Genomic DNA, 20,872 nt, shown 5'->3' with positions numbered 1-20,872 from the left:
ACCCGCTCCGGCAAGCTTCGCCACGGCTGCTATCGTCGCACCTCATATAGGTGCGTGGATTGAAATCCCGAAAGCCGTGACCACAATCCGTGCCGTATCGTCGCACCTCATAGAGGTGCGTGGATTGAAATCTGATTCTCGGTATCGTTGTAGCGTTCGCGCCGCGGTCGCACCTCATAGAGGTGCGTGGATTGAAATACCATACTGCAGGATCCAAACTTTACGATCAATAACGTCGCACCTCATAGAGGTGCGTGGATTGAAATTCGTCGCTCCATGGGCGCTGCTGCAGCGACATGTCGCACCTCACAGACAGAGGTGCGCGGATTGAAATCATCAAAATATTGTAATGATACACGAACCGATCTTGTCGCACCTCATAGAGGTGTGTGGATTGAAATTACGCTACCGCAAAAGGTACGGCCGAGGTCTCTATTGCACCTTCATGTGGTGCGGCGGACTGACATTTTCCTCCGTCGCACCTCAAATCAGGAAGAATGACACGCCAGTAGTGTCTCCATCTTTTTATAATCTTTGAGAGAGGTGTTGGGAAATGTATAACTTCAGCAGCAAAGAAGAATTAAAAGAGTGGATAGCCCGTGAAGTCATAGGGACCGCAGAAGCGATGGAGATTATGAACTGCTCGAGACAAAATGTACATAGCTTCGTAAAGTCAGGTAAATTGAAACCTGTAAAAGATACGGGGAGAGAACGATTTTTTTTGAAATCGGACGTTTTAGAACGCAAAGCAGATGCCTCTATTTATAATAGAAAATAAAATGAACTGAACTGCCTGATGAGCCTTTTGGTTGCTAAAGTCCACTCACGAATTTCTGTGAGTGGTTTTTCTTGTGTGGCAATTCAGTTAATTTATTTACAACTTTTGGAGGATATTGAAGGAATATAACGAATTATAGGGATATTGAACTATTAATCACCGTTTTTTTCTAGAGGAGAGGGTATAATGTCCTACATTGCTCATATCCGCGAATGTGATCTAATGGAGCAGTCCGTCGAGGATCATCTGCTCGGTGTAAAAGAATTATCCGAGGTTTATGGAGAAAGTCTGGGAGTGAAGCATATTACGGGACTAGCCGGTATGCTGCATGATTTGGGGAAATATTCAGAAGGGTTTAAGGAGTACATTTTTGCTGCTGTGCATAAGCCGGAATCCGCTCCAAAACGTGGAAGTATAGATCATTCAACGGCTGGAGGCAGGATGCTGTATAACTTGTTTCATTCTCCCCCAAGGGATCCTGCGAAGGGGATTTTAGCAGAGGTTGTGGGCAATGCAATTATATCTCATCATGGTTATCTGCAGGATTTTCTGAATCCAGACTTGGAATCCGACTATCTCCGGCGAGTGAGGGATAAAGAGCTGGACGAGTTCGAATACAGCGTTAAGCTGTTTTTTGATCATGTCATGAGCGAACAAGACTTTCACCGATACGTTGATGAAGCAACTTCAGAGCTGATGACGTACCGGAACAAGAGCACGATTCTCGGCAGCGAAGCGAAATTTATGTTTTTGACGAAATTTGTTTTTAGTGCTCTAATTGATGCCGACCGGACGAACACGAGAAAATTCGAAGAGAATGAGCGACCTGATGAGGAGCTTGAAAACACGCATCAACTATTCTGCACGTATTATCATAGACTCTTGAATGAGCTTAACACCTTCGTGAAGCCTGGAAACGTTCAAACCCCAATACAACGTCTGCGAAGTCAAATGTCCGAGCAGTGCGACCGGTTTGCCGATAAGCCCTCGGGGATATACACCCTCTCCATTCCTACAGGCGGCGGTAAAACGCTGGCTAGTCTCAGGTATGCGCTCAAGCATGCGATAACCTATCACAAGAAACGCATCGTCTACGTTTTACCTTACACAACGATTATTGAGCAAAACGCTGCTGAAGTCCGACGGATTCTCAGGGACGAGGGTCATATTTTAGAGCATCATTCTAATGTCGTTGATGACCTGCACGAAGTGGAAGACCCGTCGGAAGAAGTCATGAATGCGCGTCAAAAACTGAAGCTGGCCAAGGATAACTGGGATTCTCCGATCATCTTTACGACGATGGTTCAGTTTTTGGATGTCTTCTATGCCAAAAGCAGCAGAAACATTCGAAGACTGCATCATCTGGCCGAATCGGTCATCATTTTCGACGAAGTGCAGAAGGTTCCGGTTCCCTGCGTTTCCTTATTTAATAATGCGCTGAATTTTCTGCATGCGTATGGCCGATCAAGCCTGGTGCTCTGTACAGCCACACAGCCCGCTTTGGACTTTGTGGAGCAAAAGCTGAGTTTGAGTCCTGAAGGCGAGATGATCGAACAACTGGATGACATCATTGCCGCGTTCAAACGGGTAGAAATTCAGGATATGGCCACAGGCAACCTGTTCGATAATGACAAGCTCGTGGATTTTATAGAAGATAAATTTCATGAAGTCCGCAGCATACTGATTATTTTGAACACGAAGACGGTCGTACGACAGTTATATGAGAAACTAAAAATGAATGCGTCCGGGACTCCAATCTACCACTTAAGCACATCCATGTGCGCTGCCCACCGGAAGCAAATGCTTCAGGAGATCAGAGCGCATTTGCATAACGGGGAAAAAATCGTGTGCGTTAGCACGCCTCTTATCGAGGCGGGTGTTGATGTAAGCTTTGAATGCGTCATACGGTCACTCGCCGGGCTGGATTCCATTGCGCAAGCGGCGGGACGTTGTAACCGCCATGGCGAGCATGCCATGAAGAAGGTTTATGTGATCGATCATGGGGAAGAGAATTTGAGCCATTTGAAGGAAGTGGAAAAGGGCAAGAGAATCTCCTCCAACATTCTGATGGATCTAAAACGAAATTCGCTCAGCCATGGCGGTCATATTCTTTCTGTTCAAGCCATGCAGCGGTATTTTCAGGAATTTTATACGGACTTTGGCTCCTCGTTAAATTACTTCATACCGAAATTGAAAATCAATATGACAGATTTATTGTATAGAGGTAAATCCGAGAGTGTTTACTATCAAGATTACCATCGGAACAAACAGGAGAGACTGCCATTATTTTTGGCCAATAGCTATCATACGGCTGCGGAGCATTTCCAAGTCATCGACCAATTGTCAACAAGCGTGATTGTTCCATATGGCCAGGAGGGAAAAGAACTGATTGCCTCATTCAATGGTGCCGAGCGGATCGAGGATTTCTCGGCCTTGTTGCGCCGGGCACAGCAGTACATGGTTAATTTGTTCGACTTCGAGCTGCGCAAATTAGAAAAAAACGATGGGCTGGAGCGATTAATGGAAGGGCAAATCCTTGTTTTAAAAGAAGGGGCCTATAGTGAAGAGTATGGAGTGAATACGGAGAATGACAGCTGGATGGAACTGAACTTATTTTGAATGGTTTGTTCGAAAAAAAACCTATCTATTGTTTAGATAGGTTTTCACATCTTACACTATATTTTTCAATCCACACTCTTTTGACAGAGCGACAAAAATTCGTAGGTTATTGTACCATAATACAAGACATCCATAAAATAATTCATATAATGTAATATGATATAGACATTGAGTTGGAACAGAGCTATTATAGACATAGGGAAAAAATCCCAATCCGAAAGGAGGTGAATGCGATGAGAAATTCCATAGAATTTGTCGTTTACGGCGACTACGCTCTGTTCACCGATCCTCTAACGAAGCTGGGCGGCGAGAAACTATCATATCAGATCCCTACGTACCAATCTATCAAAGGAATAGTCGAATCTATCTATTGGAAACCTACTTTGCTTTTTTATGTAGATGAGGTCCGAGTGATGAATCCGATCCGGATGGAATCGAAAGGCATACGGCCGATGGACTACGGCGGCGGCAATACGCTGGCAAACTACACTTATTTAAAAGACCCATGCTATCAGGTAAGAGCCCATTTCGAATTCAATCTTAACCGGCCGGAGATGGCGTTTGACCGCAACGAACATAAGCATCACAACATTCTAAAACGAGCGCTTGCCGCTGGTGGACGAAGAGATATTTTCCTTGGGGCCAGGGAGTGCCAGGGTTATGTTGAGCCTTGCATATTCGGCGAAGGAGAAGGATTTTATGATTCCTATGGGGATATTCACCTTGGGACGATGGTGCATGGCATCAACTATCCGGACGAGACCGGCCGGGATCAGATGGAGGTGCGGCTCTGGAATGCAGTGATGAGAGATGGGATGATTGCCTTCCCGAGGCCGGAAGAGTGTACACAGGTGCGGAAAATATCGGACATGAAGCCTAAGCATTTTGATGAGCATCATGTGGAGTCGGCTGATGCATTGTTAGCGCAGTGGGGAGAGGAGGTAAATCCATGAGTTGGCTGCTGAACCTATATGAAACGTACGAATCGAATTTGGATCGTGTGGGCGAAATCGAGAAGAAGAGCAAGGATCGGGAGTACACGCTGCTGCCTGTATCACATACGACCCAGAATGCTCATGTCGAGGTTGAAATTACGGAAGATGGCGAGTTCCATTCTGCTTTTGTCATTGAGAAGAATGATATGAACACGCTCATTCCCAGCACGGAAAAGTCGGCAAGCCGGGCCGGAGCCGTCATTTCTCCTTATCCGCTTCACGATAAGCTGAGCTATGTGGCCGGTGACTTTAAGAAATACGGAGGCAAAATTAAAGGCGAGGAGCCCTTTCTTACATACATTCAAGAGCTGCAGAACTGGGCGGAATCTCCATACGCGCATTCAAAAGTCAAAAGCATCTACCGTTACTTGAGCAAGGGGCAGCTGATTCGTGACCTGGTTACGCACCGCATCCTCTGTGTGGACGAGCAGCAGCAACTGGTTGAAAAATGGGACAAGAAATATGAGGCGCTGTATCCGGAAAAACCCGCTATTTTCAGCGTGTTGGCAGGCGAACAGGAAAGCGCATTTATACGGTTTAATGTGTATTCTCCGGAGCGGATGTTAACGAAGGTATGGAAGGACCCGGAAATGTACGATTCTTTCATCAACTATTACCGCGAGCGTCTTGGTGACGAGGATTTGTGTTTTGTCACGGGGAGAACCTTGCCAAGCACGGATAAACATGCGAACAAAATCCGCAATCCTGCGGATAAGGCGAAACTAATCTCTGCCAACGATACATCGGGATTTACGTTCCGCGGACGCTTTAAAGAAAGCAGGGATGCAGCGAGCATCAGCTATGATGTTTCCCAGAAGGCTCATAATGCTCTGAAATGGCTGATCCAGCGCCAAGGAAAATTCATCGAACAGCGGGTATTTCTGGTGTGGGGCAACGATGTTCTTGATCTTCCCGATCCTACGGAGGACGCCTTTTCACTCGACTTTGATCAGGATATTGTTCCGAAAGTAGCCATCAAGTCCAATACGAATCAATCGCTTGCAGCAGAGCATGCCAAGGCATTGACTGGCTACAGCAATAAGCTGGTGCCACACGCCGCATCGAATTTTAAGTCGGAAGCCAATATTCTGGTGCTGGATTCTGCGACGACAGGGCGAATGGCCGTTCTTTATTACCGCAATATGAACAAGGAGCTTTATCTGGAAAAGCTGGCGAAGTGGCATTCAACCTGTGTGTGGCTCCATCGCTATCGGAAAAATGAGGATGGTGTATTCGTCGAATTCCGTGGTGCACCCGCAACCAAGGATATCGCTTTTGCTGCATACGGGCCGAGAGCGGGAGACAAAATCGTCAAAGGACTTATGGAGCGTATGCTGCCGTGCGTCATTGATGGGGCGGCTATACCGCAGGATATCGTGAAGAGCGCCTTTCACCGCGCATCGAACCCTGTCTCGATGGAGAAGTGGGAATGGGAGAAGACACTCAGCATTGCCTGCGCTTTAATTAATCATAAGGAGGGGTTCCGTTTGGCATTAGATGTAGAAAACGAACATCGCGATTATTTGTTCGGTCGTTTGTTAGCCGTAGCCGATGTGCTGGAGCGCCAAGCCTTGGGACGCGATGAACAACGTGCCACCAACGCAGTTCGCTATATGAATGCATTCAGCAAGCATCCGGAAAGAACCTGGAATATCATTCAGCAGAATCTGCAAGTTTATCAAGCGAAGCTTGGAGCCAAAGCCATTTATCTGTCAAAAATAATCGACGAAATCGGTTCGAAGTTTAAGGCTGATGAGTTTAATAACAAACCGCTGTCTGGAAAATACCTGCTAGGCTTTTATAGTCAACGCCACGAGTTGTACCAGAAAAAAGATAAAACAGAAGATGCGGAACCAGCATCTCAAGAGGAGAGATAACGATGAGCAGTTTGGATCACAAAATTGATTTTGCGGTTGTTTTGTCTGTCCACAGTGCCAATCCTAACGGAGATCCACTAAACGGGAATCGCCCGCGGCAAAATTATGACGGCTATGGCGAAATCTCTGACGTGGCCATCAAGCGGAAAATCCGCAATCGTCTTCAGGATCTGGGCGAAGCGATCTTTGTGCAATCAAACGACCGGAAAAATGACGAATATCAAAGCTTGAGAGAACGTGCTGACGGGAATGCCGAACTGAACCAGCTCTTAAAATCCAAAAGTGTCTCCAGTGATGAATTCGCCCGGATAGCTTGTCAGCAGTGGCTGGATGTTCGAAGCTTCGGACAAGTCTTTGCTTTCAAAGGAGCGGGAAGCGGGGGCGGCGTATCCGTAGGGGTGAGAGGACCGGTTTCGATCCATACGGCAAAGAGTGTCAATCCGATCGATATTACGAGTATGCAAATCACCAAAAGCGTCAATTCCGAGCCGGGTAAAGATCGGGGCTCCGATACGATGGGGATGAAACATCGGGTAGACTTTGGGGTGTATGTCTTTTATGGCAGTATCAATACCCAACTAGCGGAGAAAACAGGCTTCACGAATGAAGATGCGGAAAAAATCAAACAGGCACTTGTGACCCTATTTGAGAACGATGCTTCTTCCGCAAGACCCGAAGGAAGCATGGAGGTTCATCAAGTTTATTGGTGGGAGCATTCTTCCAAACTGGGGCAGTATTCATCCGCTAAAGTACATCGTGCGCTGTCCGTGAAACCACGGATAGATGAGCCTAAAGCTTTTGAAGATTATGCGATCGAAGTAACCGAACTGGAAGGTTTGAAAGTTGAAATGATCGATGGACGTTAATGAAGATGATTCATACCTGATGCTATCGGGAATTCAACATTTTGAATTTTGCAAGAGACAGTGGGCTTTGATTCATATTGAGCAGCAGTGGGAAGAAAATGTGAGGACTGTGGAGGGACAGCAGCTCCATCGAAAAGCCGACCAGCCCTTTGTCAGGGAAAAACGTGGTGATAAGCTGATCGTTCGGGCCATGCCGGTTAAATCCGATCGTCTCCGAATTACCGGCGTCTGTGACGTTGTGGAGTTTGTCCGGAGCGAGGACGGTGTGGAAATTCACGGGGGAGAAGGCAGATTACGTTGCTTCTCCCGTGGAGTATAAAAGAGGCAAACCCAAAGTAAGCGATGCGGATGTCCTCCAATTGGCTGCTCAAGCCCTTTGCCTGGAAGAAATGATGATGGGCAGAGTGGAGACCGGTTACGTATTTTACAATGAAATCAAACATCGGATTACGGTGCAGCTAACAACGGATTTAAAGGAAAAGGTAAAATCTATCGTTGAAGAGATGCACCACTATGTAGACCGCAAACATACTCCGAAAGTAAAGACAGGATCCTTTTGCCAAAGCTGTTCCCTTCAAGCCGTATGTTTACCCGAAGTCATGAACAAGCGTTCGGTCAAAAGCTACGTCGAGGGGAAAATAAGGGAATGAAAAAACTTCTAAATACGTTGTTTATTACGCAGCCGGACGCATATTTGTCGCTAGATGGAGACAATGTTGTATTGCTTAAAGGGGAAGAGAAGATCGGAAGGCTTCCACTTCATAATTTGGAATCCATTGTAGCATTCGGATACACGGGGGCAAGTCCGGCTTTAATGGGTTATTGTGCGGAAAGAAACATTGCGTTGGTATTCTTAACCATAAACGGTCGTTTTTTAGCGAGAGTGATCGGGGCCAGTAAAGGCAATGTTATTTTGCGAAAGAAACAATGCCTGTTATCCGAAGACGAGAGGCGTTCGGCCATGATTGCCCGCAATTTCATCATCGGCAAGGTTTATAATCATAAATGGATGCTGGAGCGGATGACCCGCGACTATCCTTTGCAACTTAACATTGAAGAATTTAAGGCTGCTTCGCAGCAGCTCTCATCTCTGATGGCTCGTATTCGGGATTGTGAGGATTTGGAGATGATTCGAGGTTAGAAGGACAAGCAGCATGGATTTATTTTCAATTATTCGATGATATGATTTTGCAGCAAAAAGAAGATTTTAAATTCAATGGCCGTTCGAGAAGACCTCCGCTCGATCCTGTGAATGCCATGCTCTCATTAGCGTACACGCTGCTTTCCCACGATACGGCCGCCGCTCTTGAAGGCGTAGGATTGGATGCTTATATTGGGTTTATGCATCGCGATCGTCCGGGGCGTGCTTCTTTGGCGCTAGACCTTATGGAAGAATTAAGGGGTGTCTTTGCAGATAAGTTTGTGTTATCGCTTATTAATAAAAAGGTAGTGAGCAAAGAGGACTTCCTTTACAAAGAAAACAGAGCCGTAATTATGACGGATGATGCGAGAAAAAAATTTCTGACAGCATGGCAAAGTAAAAAACAGGAAAAGATCACGCATCCCTACTTGGGGGAGAAAATAACTTGGGGGCTTGTACCACATGCACAAGCCCTGCTATTAGCACGTCATTTGCGTAATGATCTGGATGAATATCCTCCATTTTTGTGGAAATAGAGGTGTATCCATGCTTGTTTTAATTACCTATGATGTAAGTACCATGAGCGGTGCAGGACAACGCAGATTGCGAAGGGTATCGAAAATTTGCCAGGATTATGGCCAACGGGTTCAACATTCCGTGTTCGAGTGCATCGTCGATGCGACGCAACTTGCCATCCTTAAAATGAAGCTGCTCGATGTCATTGATGAGGAAGAAGATAGCCTGCGTATTTACCAACTGGGAAACAACTACAAAAATAAAGTAGAACATATTGGCATTAAACAATCATTAGATTTGGAAGGACCGTTGATATTATAAGTGCGAATTTGAAGCGAACATGATTTCTCCGGGAGATTCGCACCTTTAAATTCCCTTATATTACCATACTGGTAATGAAGTCTTAGTGTTACTATGTGTTTGGGCTGCCAATTTTATTTGTTTACCTTTGAAATTACCCGATTTTATCCAATTTCTATGGGAAATCGGAGTCGCACCCTATGTGGGTGCGTGGATTGAAATCCTTCCGGTTCCGCTGCCTTGTCGTCCTTTACAGTCGCACCCTATGTGGGTGCGTGGATTGAAATTCCCCGTCCTCGGAGACATAAACGTTATATCCGGGTCGCACCCTATGTGGGTGCGTGGATTGAAATGTCCGATGACCAAACATCCAGGCAGTACCGGCAAACAGTCGCACCCTATGTGGGTGCGTGGATTGAAATGACCAAAGGAATTTCCACATTGCAGGGAAGATAAATGGTCGCACCCTATGTGGGTGCGTGGATTGAAATTAATCTGTTAGGTGTGGAGCTAACGAACACCTACCCGTCGCACCCTATGTGGGTGCGTGGATTGAAATATCCCTGCTGCGTGAGCTTGATAGAACTCAGACTGTCGCACCCTATGTGGGTGCGTGGATTGAAATAACCCGTCTTCGGACGCTTCCACGTCATCATTTGTCGCACCCCATGTGGGTGCGTGGATTGAAATTTATCCCCTCCTGTGCTAAACCTGGGTTAATGCTTGTCGCACCCCATGTGGGTGCGTGGATTGAAATCATGCATCAAAAGCAAATGAATATGAGGATGCCAACCGTCGCACCCTATGTGGGTGCGTGGATTGAAATTTTCCGATCTTGGTAGAGGATGCAGATACTCCTTTGTCGCACCCTATGTGGGTGCGTGGATTGAAATCATTCATGATCTACGACCCTATTAAGGAACAAGGTCGCACCCTATGTGGGTGCGTGGATTGAAATAGCACCAGGCAGATGAACTGGCACGATTACATAAAGTCGCACCCTATGTGGGTGCGTGGATTGAAATTTCCAGGTAAGGCAGACTGACGTTATAGACGTACAGTCGCACCCTATGTGGGTGCGTGGATTGAAATCGACCGAGCTTCGGGACGATCTAACCGACATGCAGGTCGCACCCTATGTGGGTGCGTGGATTGAAATAACCATTTCTTTATATCGCGTATAGGTCGGGACGTCGCACCCTATGTGGGTGCGTGGATTGAAATTTCGCTTTCTTCGTCCGCTTGATACTTAGGTCCTGTCGCACCCTATGTGGGTGCGTGGATTGAAATCTTTTAGCTGGTATAGCGTCGGGAGGACGTGCAGTCGCACCCTATGTGGGTGCGTGGATTGAAATTCTTCCGGTGCGATCAACGCTTCGTTGTACCTATGTGGGTGCGTGGATTGAAATATTGATCGCAGCCTCCAGTTCCTGAGAACGTGTTTGGTCGCACCCTATGTGGGTGCGTGGATTGAAATATCCGGCACAATACCAGCTCCCTCACAAGGTTCGTCGCACCCTATGTGGGTGCGTGGATTGAAATATCCAGAATAACAAACGGTTAGTGTATGAGAATGGTCGCACCCTATGTGGGTGCGTGGATTGAAATGCCTGGGCCTGGGCAACCTGTTCGCAATCTTCGTCGCACCCTATGTGGGTGCGTGGATTGAAATCATGGTAGGAGTGAAATTTCGTGAAGATTGAAACGTCGCATCCTATGTGGGTGCGTGGATTGAAATCGTATATGGATTCGAATTGACACGCGAGGGCGACCGGTCGCGCCCTATGTGGGTGCGTGGATTGAAATTCTTCAAGGGCTTGTAACTAGGTCTAAGCATCAGTCGCACCCTATGTGGGTGCGTGGATTGAAATACAAAGGATAAGGATCGGGCAACGGTTCATCTTGTCGCACCCTATGTGGGTGCGTGGATTGAAATTGAACCTCAGGATCCGTAAGATCGAGCCCTAGTTCGTCGCACCCTATGTGGGTGCGTGGATTGAAATCTGAATGGGCTGGCCCTGGAACGGTTAAGGTCGTGTCGCACCCTATGTGGGTGCGTGGATTGAAATAATCGGTATCGCCGCCGCCTTTTGCAGCAGCATGTCGCACCCTATGTGGGTGCGTGGATTGAAATTGTGTCTCTCTGTGCTTAAATATGTTGACATCCCGTCGCACCCTATGTGGGTGCGTGGATTGAAATTCTCAAGATGTACATGCTTCTCAAGCAGTATCGTCGCACCCTATGTGGTGCGTGGATTGAAATACGTCAATGGCCTGCAGCCGGCCGTCTGGCCATTGTCGCACCCTATGTGGGTGCGTGGATTGAAATAGCAGATATCGGAACAGGACATTTGACATGAGTAGAGCTGCTGCAGCAGCGGGGTGACCGATATCTGCATTACAGGGATGGACGCGAATGGTTTGGTCCGGCTGACGAGGCTTTTTTATACGATGGCCTGCATCCGAATGCCGATGGTTACAAACTGCTCGGGGACCGTTTTGGCGAGCGAGTTCTGGGCAGAGTACGGGTAGAGGGTAGAAATAGATAAAGTAGGACCCCAGGTAAAATAAACAACCTGACGCCGGTACAAGACCGGCACCAGGTTGCAGCCTGGGTTTTTCGATGTCTACGAAGATGAGTGAACCGGATTGATGCCCTTCGTTTGACAATGGCGATGCAATTTATTACCGTCGCCTAAGCAAGCTGCGCAGCGGGTCTGATAACCAACTCGTTGACATCGACGCCCTCCGGCTGCTCGATGGCGTATGCGATGGAGCGGGCGATAGCCGAGGCTGGGAGCGCAACGCGGCGATACTCTTTCATTAGCTCGATTGCCCCTTCGTGCGTGATGCTGTCGGCAAGCTCCGACTCCGTCACGCCCGGAGACACGAGGGTTGCACGGATGCTGCTCCCGGCTTCTTGACGCAAACCTTCGGTGATCGCCCGAACGGCAAACTTGGTAGCGCAATAGACCGCCGCGGTCGGGGACACCTCATAAGCACCGATGGAAGCCACATTTACGAATTGACCAAAGCCTTGCTCCCTCATGATGGGGAGTCCGGCAGCAATCCCATGGAGTACGCCGCGGATATTCACATCGATCATACGGTTCCACTCATCGATCTTTAAAGCCTCAAGCGGTGAGAGCGGCATCACGCCAGCATTGTTTACGACAACATCGAGCCGCCCGAACTGGTTCTTCGCCATGTGGACGATCGCCCTCATCTGATCAAGCTCCGTCACGTCAAGCTGTTGATATTCGACGGAGCCTCCTTTAGCGCGGATGTCGGATGCCAGGACCTCCAGTCTTTCCAGCCGCCGGGCTCCAATAACAACATGAGCGCCCTGGCTCGCCAGCAGACGGGCCGCTGCTTCGCCGATCCCGCTGCTCGCCCCTGTAATGACAACAACTTTTCCGTCTAGTGAAGACATGATTACACACTCTCCTTTTTGTTTTTTTCCAGATAAAGCACCATACCTGCGTGGTACAGCACCCCGTCGACAAAATCTCCATCGGCTGTAAAGCCAGTATCATCCACATATTCGATATGATCGCCTTCGATGGTATATTTGCCTTGATAAGCACTTTTGCGACCGCCGCGGGCTTCGTCATACCGTCCGTTCGGTAGCAGCTCATGCCGGATATAGCCGTCCGCCGTCACCCACATGCCGACATAAGGAAGCGAATCTGTTTGTTTGGTGTTCATTCCATCATCTCCTTCCCGTTCGGCCATGAAATCTATCTCATAGCCACAAGCCCATTATGAGGCGAATGGAAAGCAGGGCGGTAGCCAAATGGTACGCTATTCTTGCCTAATCCTCCAAAAGGTTATAAAGTTAAGTTGTTCAATCGAATCAAGGGGAGGCGAATCGAATGGATGATCAGTCCGTGAGGCCCATGGAAGAATTACCGCAGGTGATTGAGCGGTTTACGAAACAAGACGGCACACATCAGACCTTGATTCCTGCTTTGCGTTTTATTCGTTCGTCCGAGGTATCCGAGCCGGTCTATTCGGTATATGAACCCTCTTTGTGCGTAGTGGCTCAGGGTTCGAAGCTTGTCATGCTTAATCAAGAGCGTTATCGGTATGATCCAAGCAGCTATTTGGTGGCTTCCGTACACTTGCCGATTACCGGACAGGTGGTGGAGGCTGCACCGGAAACACCGTATTTAAGCCTGCAGCTGCAATTTGACATGAATGAAATTCTTGAGGTTATTCAAGCATCCGCCGCCGTAGAGAGCCCCAAGAAATCCGGGCGCGGACTGTACATAAACCATATGAACGATACGCTCCATGATGCCTTACTGCGGCTTGTCCGGCTGTTAGATACACCGAACGACATCCCGGTACTTGCACCTTATGCCATACGAGAGATTGTGTATCGGGTCCTTCAGGACGAACAGGGAGCTGCCCTCCAAGAGTTCGCTCTGATCGGCAGCCATGCGCAGCGAATTGCAAAGCTGATCAAGCGGATGAACCGGGATTTCGCCATGTCCATGCGCATTGATGAGTTAGCCTTGGAAGCGGGTATGAGCGCCTCGTCCCTGCATTATTACTTCAAAGAAGTGACAGCCATGAGCCCGATCCAGTATCAGAAGCAGCTAAGGCTTCAGGAGGCGCGCCGCTTGCTCTATTCGACATCCATACAAGCGGCTGACGCCGCGTTCCAGGTCGGCTATGAAAGCCCCTCGCAATTTAGCCGCGAATACGCTCGTATGTATGGACATCCCCCGATCAAGGAGATCAGGCGTTTCCGTCATGAGCTGCAATCCGGGAAGACGTCCTCTTAGATAAGGATGCTATTACTCCTGGTAAAAGCCTCCTATGCACTGTGCGGGGATGATTGCGTGATCCGGTGATCCGGAATCGTGGTAAGTTTAAGGATAATAAAAGGAGGTACGGTGGATGGAGAACGAACAAAGAACCGAGTTGGCCACGTTCGCCGGCGGCTGCTTCTGGTGCATGGTGAAGCCGTTCGACGAGCTTCCGGGGATCAAGTCCGTCATCTCCGGATATACGGGCGGCCATACGGATAACCCGACGTACGAGGAGGTAGGGACGGAGACGACCGGACATGCGGAAGCGGTGCAGATTACCTTCGAGCCCGAGGTGTTCCCTTATGAGCGCCTGCTCGACATCTATTGGCAGCTGATCGATCCGACCGATGCCGGGGGGCAGTTCATGGACCGGGGAGCATCGTACCGGACGGCGATTTTTGTGCATAGCGAGGAACAGCGGAAGCAGGCCGAGGCATCGAAGCAGGCGCTTGCGGCGAGCGGCCGGTTTAGAAAGAGAATCGTGACGGAGATCCTGCCCGCAGCTCCCTTTTATCCGGCGGAGGCCGTTCACCAGCATTATTATAATACGCACCGCTTCCGCTACAATCAGTACGTTGAAGGTTCGGGAAGGCCCGATTTTGCCGAGCGTCACTGGCATTCGGTTAAGGATCGGGAAGCGCTGCGGCAGCGCCTGACAGCACTTCAATATGACGTGACGCAGAACGCGGCGGACGAACCGCCGTATAACAACGAATATTGGAACAACACGAGCGAAGGCCTCTACGTGGATATTGTGAACGGAGATCCGTTATTTAGCTCGCTGGACCAGTTCGATGCGGGGACGGGAAGGCTTGCTTTCACAAAACCGATTCATGAAGGCTTCCTTGCCAGAAAGGCAGACCTTAGTAATGGAAAAGCCCGCACGTCCATATACGGCAGGCTGTCCGGGGCTTATCTGGGGCATGTATTCCATAACGGTCCGCAGCCGAGCGGCTTGCATTACCAGGTGAACTCCGCGGCGCTGCGCTTTGTGCCGAAGGAAGAGCTCGAGCAGGCGGGATATGGGAGGTATTTATATCTGTTTCAATTGCTTATGCATAACCGTCCAGATTCTTAGACCTGTCACCCATAGCGTCAGGGCAGAACCAAAACCGATAAAAGTTGACGTTGCAATCAGAGTGACATCGTTTACCGTAGCATGCAGCGGCAGAAAGAAAGTAATAACGCCTAAAATACAAAGTATGATACCCGTGCCATAATAAAAATTTTCATGAAACAGCCGAGCTAAAGGAAAAAAGTGAATACCGACAATGATGGCCATGATCGGAAAAAAGATTTCAAAGTAGTTGATCATGTTGCAAATGACACTTGCGATAAAGATCGCCAGCCCTTCCAGACCAAAGACCCAACCAAACCTCCGATTGAGGCTTCTTCTCTGTTCTCTCTCCTCGGGTGAAGCGGCATGGTTCATTCTGCGAGCTTTACCCAAAAGTGATATCGCCCCGAACAGCAGGATGAATGTCATGATGCCTGTAACAACGAGTGACCAGGGATCCCCAAGTCCATGTGAACCAATAATACCAATGGAAGCCCACAGAGCCCCAAAAAAAGTCATGAACATCACACCATTTGCGGCGCCAAAGACGGCAGCTTTCGGTAACCTTGCCAATTCACGCATAATTTCCATATTCCTCCTGATTGGGTTTGAGCTTATTTAACCATCCTCCCTCCGGATTGTCTAGCTTTTTCATCGGTTCCGTTTATCAGTAATTATATGCACTTATTGATCTATTCTTTCTCCGTGTTTTTTGCCGAAGTCCTTCATCAAATCGAGGATCGGCATAAATTCTTCTCCTTTTGGCGTTAACGAATATTCCACGCGGGGAGGTACCTCCGGATAAACAGTACGTTTAATTAATCCATCGGCTTCCAGCTCTCGAAGCTGTTTTGTAAGAGAACCTTGTGAAATATCACATAAAAAAGCTTTAATTTCATTGTATCGATGTTTTTTTGTTTTTAAAAACCATAGTATGAGACACTTCCAACGGCCTGATAGCATGTTTTGAGTATAAGCAATTCCATAAATATCTCTTTTTTCCTTAACCCATTCTTTCTTATATCCATCCTTATAAATTCTAGCCATCCTATCACCTTTATTCTCTGTTGGTACAACAAAGTGTACCATGTCCATTTTTATTGCCTACTTCAAAAAGCGAAGTATTGAGCCTATTGTATTATCTATACCACAGCAACTCAATCTCTGGAGCCTCAAAAACAGGAACACGATATGATATGGAGGAGGAACAATCATGAGATTTGGAATCATAGGTGCAGGACCTATAGGGAGCATTATTTCTAAAAATTTAGTTAAGAATGGACATGAAGTCAAGATGGCAGACATTCGGGGCATTGACCGTTTAGAAGGAAAAGCGTTTGCCGGAACGCCTGTGAGTGTTGAAGAGGTTATCACCAATATCGACGTCCTGATTATATCTATCCCTTTTTATGTCATACCAAGCATTCGCAGCATTGTTCAAAAAGTTGGAGAGGAAGTCATCGTTGTAGACACTTCCAATTATTATCCTCTTCGAGACCATAGAATTGAAGATATAGAGAATGGGATGATGGAGAGTGTATGGGTCTCAAACCAATTAGGCAGACCGATCATTAAAGCCTTCAATAATCAATTAGCCTACACTCTTGAACATAAAGGAACCCCCGAAGGTTCCAGGGGGCGCATTGCCCTGGCGATCGCCGGTGATGACTTAGCACAAAAGCAAATCATCATGGACGTAATAAACGAGTTAGGCTTTGATGCCGTCGATAGTGGTTCATTAAGTGATTCATGGAGAATACAGCCGGGAAATCCTGCATACTGCACAGAGCTAACCAAAGAGGAACTAACCGAAGCGTTGAAAAAGGCAAACAAAGAAAAGGCCCCCTCCATTCGGGATAAGTTCTCGAAGAAGTTTTCGACCGAACTTTCACATGAAGAAAAGGTGAATCTGAACAGAGAATTATATCAACCATAATTTTGTAAAGCAGCTTTATGAACAGGATAAGTAAAGGATGACCTAAGATGGCAGCCCGGATATTCGGCTGCCTTTTTCACGTATAATTTTACAGCGCTGGATATGGCGGACAGTATGGCGCATATCGCGGCTGCGACGCAGCAGAACATGGCGTCCGTGGAAGAGATGCATGGCAGTATGCGGAGCCAGGACTCCACGAGCCACATAGTGATGGCGGGTTCCTCCGCCTGATGATACGGACTTGCACGTCAAAAAGCGGTCTGCCGGATGCGAAGCATCGGCAGGCCGCTTTTTATGTACGGGTCGCAAATGGTCTTAACTCTTGTCCGGAATTTGAAAACGGACGGTCGTGCCGTGCTGCGGCGTGCTTTGGATGTGCAGGCCTTTGCCGTAAAATTGCTTCAGCCGCCGGTCGATGTTCCTCAGTCCTACGCCTGTGCGGGCGGAAGCCCTGTCTGCTGCGAGCAGCCTACGCATCTGCTCCCCACCCATGCCTACACCGTCGTCGATAATGGATATTTCCGCCGCGCGATCCTTTCTCTCGATGCGGATGCAGACGGTTCCTCCGCTTGCGCGCTGCAATATGCCATGCTTGACGGCGTTTTCCACTAAAGGCTGGATGGTGAGTGGCGGAAGGAAGACATCGGTATCGACATCTACTTCCCACTGTATGTTAAGGCGGTCGCCGAACCGCTCCTTCTCGATATATACATAGGAACGAACGAGAGAAAGCTCATGCTCCAGCGTCACAATGGGATCTGAGTTCTGAAAGTCGAAGCTGAGGCGCAGGTAATTGCTGAACTCATCCAGAAGGGCCTGCATTTTGTCCATATCTATGAGTCCGAGCGCAGCAATCGAGTTCAGGGTGTTATACAGAAAATGAGGCTGGATTTGCGACTGCAGCCAGGCTCCCTCCATGCGCAGCCGCTCATCGATGGAGCATTTCAATTCCGTCAGCGTCCGCACCCGTGCCTTCAGCTCCCAGGCATCCACGGGCTTTCTCAGGTAGTCGTTCGCGCCTGCGCGGAAGCCAGTCAGAATATCCTCGACCCGGCTGCAGGCCGTTAGGAGCAGTACCGGCAGCTCCGATATGGAGAACCGTTCCCGGATGAGACGTGTGAGCTCGTAACCGGAAACCTGCGGCATCATGACATCCGAGATGACCAGGTCATACTGATCATGCTCCAATCTGACGATGGCCTCCTGCGCGCATGTTACGCCGGTGATGTCGTATTCTTCCGATTCGAGGATGCCCATCAGAATATTCAAATTGATGCTGTCATCATCCACGGCCAGTATTTTGGGCTTGCCCGGTGAGGCTGGGTTCCTTGCTTCCGTTCGCACGAAAAGAGACGGAGCGGCTGCAGAGGCGATCATTTCGAGCCTTTCCTCGGATGTGAGCATCGTTGCCGCTGCGTCCTCCCGCGCGCCATCCTCCTCGGATAGGGGGAGCGTAAAGGTAAACACAGAGCCCTGGCCGGGAGCGGAGCGGACGGATAAGGCTCCACCGTGCATGTCTACCAGTTCCCTGCATATATTCAGCCCAAGCCCCAGCCCGCCGTTCGCTTGATCCGGCTCCACACCGGCCTGCTCATAAGCGTCGAAGATGCGGAGCATGGCCTCTTCCTCGATGCCTATGCCGGTATCCTCCACATGGATATATGCAAGCCCGTTTCGGGCTTCGGCGCGGATGGTGATCGTTCCTTCATGCGTATATTTCACGGCATTGTGTAACAGGTTGAACAGAATTTGGACCAGCCTGTTCTCGTCGGCCTTCACTGCAGGGAAGTGATCGGGAATATCGAGCACGAGCCGAACCGGTTTGCCGGCGAGCATGAAGGCGAACAGTTCCCGTACGCCGACGGCAACGGACTGCATATGCGTATTTTTCAGGTTCAGCCGGATCAAGTTCTCCTTAAGACGGGTTACATCGAGCAAATCATCCAGCAGCAGCGACATGCGCGAGCTGATGTTCATCAGTATTTCCAAGCGATCCCGGTGCGGCTGGGCAAGAGGATGTTCCCGGTCTTCCAGCAGCGTTTGCGTCAGGTTGGTAATGCCGTGCAGCGGATTTCGGAGCTCATGCGAGGTGTTGACCAAAAATCGGTCCTTGTGTTTATCCTGCTGCTGAAGCTTCTCGGCAAGCTCGCGGGTTTGTACCGTTACCCGGAAAAACCTTCTGAACCAGAACGCGGCAAAGGCGAGCAGTGCGATGATCAGGTCAAAGGGATAATGCAGCGTTTCCAGCGGGGTATTATATTGCTGCATGGCCCATACGATATTCACCCCGACGCTTAAACAGGCGAGCATAAGGAAGATGACGTCTTCCTTCTCCTTCATGGCCTGCCGCAGGATGTACGCGCAAATGGCGACGGACAGCAGCAGCACAAGCGTTAGCAGCACCTTGGATGAGAGCAATATGTACGGCGTCGGCGCGGCCAGAACAAAGGCGGCGTATAGTCCGCAGTAGACGGCAAAGCCGTGCACGATCCGTTCCTTGATATAGGAAGGGAACAGATTTTTGACGAGCGGAGGCATAAATGCGGCAACGCCAATGTAAGACAAAAACAGGATTTTAATGGACAGATCACCGTCAAACGGGAGCCAGGCGAACAATAATTTGTCGTCGGCCACGAGCACGCTGAAAATCGCGCAACAAATGAGCAGCGAAAAGTAGAGCAGCCCCCGGTTTCTGGCGCCAAGAACATACAAAAGTGTGGCATACAGGCTGTGGAAGAGAAACACGACGCAAAGCAGCAGCTGCAGACCGATCGAAATCGAGTTCCGCAACTGAATCGCATCCATCGTGCCGAAGCGGATCGTTCGTGTCATTCCCCAGGTACCGCCATTACTTGACGCGTGAATGGTCAAATCCATGACCCCGTCTTCCGGCGTCAGCTTGACGGTGTAAGGGACGCTGCGGCCTTGATGCTGCTCCGGGCTGGCAGCCGGATGACCTGACCCGCCTGCGTAATGTCCATTCACGAAGACGGCGGAAGCGTTCTTGATTTCATTGATTCGTAGTCCGAATGTTTGATGGTTGTCCGGATCAAGTAATATGCGAAGCCGGTACGTGCCGTAATGGAAAGAGGCGTTCAATTCCCCGGCAGCCCTGTCCGTCCATATGCTTGGAACCTTCGTGTAGATTTCCCGAGCCGTCGCTTCATTGGGTAGGTCAGGCTGGCTTGGGTCTGACAAGGAGGGGGAGAAACCCCATTCGCCACTGAGGACGAGCGACTGCTTACTGCCGAGGCTCGAGCCGCGCAAGTCCAGCACGCCCTGGACGGCTTCCGGTTGCTGCGGGACATCGAACGTATGCAGAAAGTGCATCCACGTCAGTCGAATGCCGGTCAGGGCGACCAGAAAAACAACCGTTGTCCATATCCACTTATGCTTCAGGACCGGTTTATCCCTATCTATTTTCATATATGTTAATTCCTCCGTGGTTTCATGCTCATAGATCAATTTACAATGTCTTTAACGAGCCGTACAGTGATTTTATCCATGCAGCCTTTTTTAAAAGGATAATCGGTTCCGGGGGGCGAAAAAGTTGAATGGAGCGTTGTGATAATTATTTAGAAACGGAGTGAAAGCACCCATGTCCAAAGGCGAACTGCAGTGGATCATACCGGACGGTTACATTCCGCCGACCAGCAGCGGGCAGCTTCAGAGCCATGAATCCATTTGCGTGCTGAATATGAATAAGGAAGAGGTAACGGTCACCGTCAACGTTTACTTTGAGGACCGGGAACCGCTGCTGGGCTTGCAGGCGTCCGTACCGGGGCAGCGGACCAAGCATATCCGTACGGCTTCATTGGAAGCTGCGGGCGGGCGGATTCCGGCAGGAGTGCCCTACGCGATGGAGGTGGTAGGAGACGCGCCCATTATTGTGCAGTACAGCCGGCTCGATTCGACCCAGGCGGAAAATGCGCTCATGAGCGTCATGGCTTTCCCGGTCAAGTAGTTC

Annotated in this window: 16 protein-coding genes, 2 pseudogenes and 3 CRISPR repeat arrays (1 of these 21 cut by a window edge); of the genes and pseudogenes, 13 read left to right on the top strand and 5 right to left on the bottom strand. The window is 49.1% G+C overall.

The annotated features are described in order from the left end of the window. Positions 1 to 266: a CRISPR direct-repeat array (repeat unit 32 nt; unit sequence GTCGCACCTCATAGAGGTGCGTGGATTGAAAT); it reaches 364 nt to the left of the window's first position. A gap of 287 nt (positions 267 to 553) precedes the next feature. The 8 genes and pseudogenes from ACTHPM_RS23625 to cas2 all read left to right on the top strand — a co-directional run bounded on the left by ACTHPM_RS23625 (position 554) and on the right by cas2 (position 9,113). Continuing rightward, entirely contained in the window at positions 554 to 778 is a 225-nt protein-coding gene (locus ACTHPM_RS23625) for a helix-turn-helix domain-containing protein (protein WP_440397486.1), read from the top strand. Positions 779 to 964: 186 nt separating this feature from the next. Then, entirely contained in the window at positions 965 to 3,397 is a 2,433-nt protein-coding gene (cas3, locus tag ACTHPM_RS23620; protein ID WP_440397487.1) for a CRISPR-associated helicase Cas3', read from the top strand. Positions 3,398 to 3,630: 233 nt separating this feature from the next. Continuing rightward, complete coding sequence (gene cas5c, locus ACTHPM_RS23615) at positions 3,631 to 4,350, top strand: type I-C CRISPR-associated protein Cas5c (RefSeq protein ID WP_440397488.1); 720 nt, start codon at positions 3,631 to 3,633, stop codon at positions 4,348 to 4,350. Then, the gene (gene cas8c / locus ACTHPM_RS23610; RefSeq protein WP_440397489.1) at positions 4,347 to 6,269 is read left to right on the top strand and encodes a type I-C CRISPR-associated protein Cas8c/Csd1; all 1,923 of its coding nucleotides are present in this window, start codon (positions 4,347 to 4,349) and stop codon (positions 6,267 to 6,269) included. Before cas5c ends, cas8c begins: the two co-directional genes overlap by 4 nt. A 2-nt stretch (positions 6,270 to 6,271) precedes the next feature. Then, positions 6,272 to 7,135, top strand: coding sequence for a type I-C CRISPR-associated protein Cas7/Csd2 (gene cas7c, locus ACTHPM_RS23605; RefSeq protein ID WP_440397490.1), 864 nt, complete (start codon positions 6,272 to 6,274; stop codon positions 7,133 to 7,135). After that, positions 7,125 to 7,785, top strand: a pseudogene (cas4, locus tag ACTHPM_RS23600) (CRISPR-associated protein Cas4). The gene cas7c and the pseudogene cas4 overlap by 11 nt, the downstream one beginning before the upstream one ends. Beyond that, positions 7,782 to 8,812: pseudogene (gene cas1c, locus ACTHPM_RS23595) on the top strand (type I-C CRISPR-associated endonuclease Cas1c). The pseudogenes cas4 and cas1c overlap by 4 nt, the downstream one beginning before the upstream one ends. A gap of 10 nt (positions 8,813 to 8,822) precedes the next feature. Beyond that, complete coding sequence (gene cas2, locus ACTHPM_RS23590) at positions 8,823 to 9,113, top strand: CRISPR-associated endonuclease Cas2 (RefSeq protein WP_440397491.1); 291 nt, start codon at positions 8,823 to 8,825, stop codon at positions 9,111 to 9,113. Positions 9,114 to 9,282: 169 nt separating this feature from the next. Continuing rightward, positions 9,283 to 10,447: a CRISPR direct-repeat array (repeat unit 32 nt; unit sequence GTCGCACCCTATGTGGGTGCGTGGATTGAAAT). An 89-nt stretch (positions 10,448 to 10,536) separates the two neighbouring features. Continuing rightward, a CRISPR array of direct repeats spans positions 10,537 to 11,292; the repeat unit is 32 nt; unit sequence GTCGCACCCTATGTGGGTGCGTGGATTGAAAT. A gap of 495 nt (positions 11,293 to 11,787) precedes the next feature. Here cas2 and ACTHPM_RS23585 read toward each other — a convergent pair. Both ACTHPM_RS23585 and ACTHPM_RS23580 read right to left on the bottom strand, forming a co-directional pair. Beyond that, positions 11,788 to 12,525 carry an SDR family oxidoreductase gene (locus ACTHPM_RS23585; protein WP_440397492.1) on the bottom strand — a complete coding sequence of 246 codons (738 nt, stop codon included), beginning with the start codon at positions 12,523 to 12,525 and terminating at the stop codon, positions 11,788 to 11,790. A gap of 2 nt (positions 12,526 to 12,527) precedes the next feature. After that, positions 12,528 to 12,800, bottom strand: a complete 273-nt coding sequence (locus ACTHPM_RS23580; RefSeq protein ID WP_440397493.1) for an Atu4866 domain-containing protein — start codon at positions 12,798 to 12,800, stop codon at positions 12,528 to 12,530. Between the two features lie 191 nt (positions 12,801 to 12,991). Between ACTHPM_RS23580 and ACTHPM_RS23575 the strand changes: the two genes are divergently transcribed. Together ACTHPM_RS23575 and msrA are read left to right on the top strand one after the other, a co-directional pair. Beyond that, complete coding sequence (locus ACTHPM_RS23575; protein ID WP_440397494.1) at positions 12,992 to 13,885, top strand: AraC family transcriptional regulator N-terminal domain-containing protein; 894 nt, start codon at positions 12,992 to 12,994, stop codon at positions 13,883 to 13,885. A gap of 115 nt (positions 13,886 to 14,000) precedes the next feature. Beyond that, the gene (gene msrA / locus ACTHPM_RS23570) at positions 14,001 to 14,990 is read left to right on the top strand and encodes a peptide-methionine (S)-S-oxide reductase MsrA (RefSeq protein ID WP_440397495.1); all 990 of its coding nucleotides are present in this window, start codon (positions 14,001 to 14,003) and stop codon (positions 14,988 to 14,990) included. Here msrA and ACTHPM_RS23565 read toward each other — a convergent pair. Further along, on the bottom strand, positions 14,946 to 15,551 hold the full coding sequence (locus ACTHPM_RS23565; RefSeq protein ID WP_440397496.1) for a hypothetical protein: 606 nt from the start codon (positions 15,549 to 15,551) through the stop codon (positions 14,946 to 14,948). The genes msrA and ACTHPM_RS23565 overlap by 45 nt on opposite strands. Before the next feature lie 102 nt (positions 15,552 to 15,653). After that, on the bottom strand, positions 15,654 to 16,016 hold the full coding sequence (locus tag ACTHPM_RS23560; protein WP_440397497.1) for a winged helix-turn-helix transcriptional regulator: 363 nt from the start codon (positions 16,014 to 16,016) through the stop codon (positions 15,654 to 15,656). A 166-nt stretch (positions 16,017 to 16,182) separates the two neighbouring features. Between ACTHPM_RS23560 and ACTHPM_RS23555 the strand changes: the two genes are divergently transcribed. Both ACTHPM_RS23555 and ACTHPM_RS23550 read left to right on the top strand, forming a co-directional pair. Beyond that, entirely contained in the window at positions 16,183 to 16,905 is a 723-nt protein-coding gene (locus ACTHPM_RS23555; protein WP_440397498.1) for an NADPH-dependent F420 reductase, read from the top strand. 102 nt (positions 16,906 to 17,007) lie between these two features. Beyond that, entirely contained in the window at positions 17,008 to 17,136 is a 129-nt protein-coding gene (locus tag ACTHPM_RS23550) for a hypothetical protein (protein ID WP_440421697.1), read from the top strand. Positions 17,137 to 17,220: 84 nt separating this feature from the next. On the opposite strand, the gene ACTHPM_RS23545 is transcribed toward ACTHPM_RS23550, so the two are convergent. Then, positions 17,221 to 20,331 carry an ATP-binding protein gene (locus ACTHPM_RS23545; protein ID WP_440397499.1) on the bottom strand — a complete coding sequence of 1,037 codons (3,111 nt, stop codon included), beginning with the start codon at positions 20,329 to 20,331 and terminating at the stop codon, positions 17,221 to 17,223. A 172-nt stretch (positions 20,332 to 20,503) separates the two neighbouring features. Between ACTHPM_RS23545 and ACTHPM_RS23540 the strand changes: the two genes are divergently transcribed. Beyond that, a complete protein-coding gene (locus ACTHPM_RS23540) occupies positions 20,504 to 20,869 on the top strand; it encodes a sensory rhodopsin transducer (RefSeq protein WP_440397500.1) in 366 nt (121 codons plus the stop codon). Positions 20,870 to 20,872 lie beyond the last annotated feature (3 nt).

This window comes from Paenibacillus sp. SAFN-054 (genome assembly GCF_051966755.1).
GTDB lineage: Bacteria > Bacillota > Bacilli > Paenibacillales > Paenibacillaceae > Paenibacillus_AQ.
Note: the sequence above shows the minus strand (reverse complement) of the source record. Positions and strands in the feature narration are given on the sequence as shown.

Coding starts and splice junctions, on each gene's coding strand:
- ACTHPM_RS23585 (WP_440397492.1), bottom strand. CDS start 12,525: ATGTCTTCACTAGACGGAAAAGTTGTTGTCATTACAGGGGCGAGCAGC.
- ACTHPM_RS23580 (WP_440397493.1), bottom strand. CDS start 12,800: ATGAACACCAAACAAACAGATTCGCTTCCTTATGTCGGCATGTGGGTG.
- cas8c (WP_440397489.1), top strand. CDS start 4,347: ATGAGTTGGCTGCTGAACCTATATGAAACGTACGAATCGAATTTGGAT.
- ACTHPM_RS23545 (WP_440397499.1), bottom strand. CDS start 20,331: ATGAAAATAGATAGGGATAAACCGGTCCTGAAGCATAAGTGGATATGG.
- cas5c (WP_440397488.1), top strand. CDS start 3,631: ATGAGAAATTCCATAGAATTTGTCGTTTACGGCGACTACGCTCTGTTC.
- ACTHPM_RS23625 (WP_440397486.1), top strand. CDS start 554: ATGTATAACTTCAGCAGCAAAGAAGAATTAAAAGAGTGGATAGCCCGT.
- ACTHPM_RS23565 (WP_440397496.1), bottom strand. CDS start 15,551: ATGCGTGAATTGGCAAGGTTACCGAAAGCTGCCGTCTTTGGCGCCGCA.
- msrA (WP_440397495.1), top strand. CDS start 14,001: ATGGAGAACGAACAAAGAACCGAGTTGGCCACGTTCGCCGGCGGCTGC.
- ACTHPM_RS23560 (WP_440397497.1), bottom strand. CDS start 16,016: ATGGCTAGAATTTATAAGGATGGATATAAGAAAGAATGGGTTAAGGAA.
- cas3 (WP_440397487.1), top strand. CDS start 965: ATGTCCTACATTGCTCATATCCGCGAATGTGATCTAATGGAGCAGTCC.
- cas2 (WP_440397491.1), top strand. CDS start 8,823: ATGCTTGTTTTAATTACCTATGATGTAAGTACCATGAGCGGTGCAGGA.
- cas7c (WP_440397490.1), top strand. CDS start 6,272: ATGAGCAGTTTGGATCACAAAATTGATTTTGCGGTTGTTTTGTCTGTC.
- ACTHPM_RS23540 (WP_440397500.1), top strand. CDS start 20,504: ATGTCCAAAGGCGAACTGCAGTGGATCATACCGGACGGTTACATTCCG.
- ACTHPM_RS23555 (WP_440397498.1), top strand. CDS start 16,183: ATGAGATTTGGAATCATAGGTGCAGGACCTATAGGGAGCATTATTTCT.
- ACTHPM_RS23550 (WP_440421697.1), top strand. CDS start 17,008: ATGGCGGACAGTATGGCGCATATCGCGGCTGCGACGCAGCAGAACATG.
- ACTHPM_RS23575 (WP_440397494.1), top strand. CDS start 12,992: ATGGAAGAATTACCGCAGGTGATTGAGCGGTTTACGAAACAAGACGGC.